The sequence below is a fragment of the Streptomyces sp. NPDC001851 genome (genome assembly GCF_040297165.1).
Classification (GTDB): Bacteria; Actinomycetota; Actinomycetes; order Streptomycetales; family Streptomycetaceae; genus Streptomyces.
Genome location: NZ_JBEOYR010000107.1, coordinates 1 through 1,023, shown reverse-complemented (window position 1 = coordinate 1,023; position 1,023 = coordinate 1). Strand labels below are relative to the sequence as shown.

2 protein-coding genes are annotated in these 1,023 nt (G+C 59.6%); both read left to right on the top strand.

Annotation, left to right across the window (positions count from 1 at the left end):
- Positions 1–115, top strand: a 115-nt coding sequence (locus ABT171_RS41815; protein WP_351252219.1) for a Fe-Mn family superoxide dismutase, incomplete at its 5' end; no start/stop codon positions are given.
- A 125-nt stretch (positions 116–240) separates the two neighbouring features.
- Positions 241–1,023 (top strand): methyl-accepting chemotaxis protein (locus ABT171_RS41810; RefSeq protein ID WP_351252217.1); only part of this gene is annotated, 783 nt, incomplete at its 3' end.

The following is a 1,023-nucleotide window of genomic DNA, read 5'->3' as shown; positions in this document are numbered from 1 at the left end:
GTGGGAACACGCTTACTACCTGAAATACCAGAACAAACGCCCTGACTACATCAAGGCGTTCTGGAACGTGGTCAACTGGGATGAAGCCGCCGCACGCTTCGCCGCGAAGAAGTAATTCGCCCCCGTTGATGAAGATGCCCGCCGCCGGCGGGTATTTTTTTGCCTGAAATCCGCTAAAGTTTGACCACTTCTTGCCGATGGTTTGTTCAATTGACGTTCGCCCGGAGAAGGAAAAACGCTATGGCGGCATTGCAAGCATTAGCAGGAAAGTTCACTCATCTCACCGTAGGTAAAAAGCTCGGCCTCGGCTTCGCGCTATTGCTGCTGTTGGCGGTCGTCATCGCCGGCACCGGGGCGCAATACCTGCACATCATCGAATCCCGCGCCGATCGCATCGACTTCAGCAACCGGCTGAACGAGGAGATCAACCAGGCCAAATACAACCGCGCCATGTACGGCCAGACCTACCAGCCGGAGTATCTGCAGAACAATCGCGCCAATATCGATAACGTCGTCAAACTGATAGACCAGGGCCAGGCGTTGGACTGGGACGCCCAAAGCCGCAAGGATCTGCAGCGTCTGGTGACGCTGATTGGGGAATATCAGCAACAGCAAAAAATCTTTGAGCAGGCGGTCTCGGCGAAAGACGCGGTGCGCCAGAGCTGGAACATGTCGGAAGTGCAGGCCAGCCTGAGCCAGGTGGAGCGCCAGCTCACCAACGGCGATCTGCAGCTGGCCTTCATTCAACTGAACCAGAAGCTGACCCAGGTGCGCTACGGCGCGCGCGGTCTGCTGCTGAGCCTGAACAAGGAAACCGAAGCGCCGCTGATGGCGGCCATCGACGACGCGCGCGACGCGGCCAACGCCCTGAGCCGCCGGGTCAGCGACGCGCAGCGCCCGCAGCTGCAACCGCTGCTGGCCGCCCTGGACGATTACAAAAACCGCATCGCGGCCTACCTGCCGGCCTATGAGCACGAACAGCAGATCAGCCGGCAGCTCGGCGAACGCGCGCATGAGATCGGC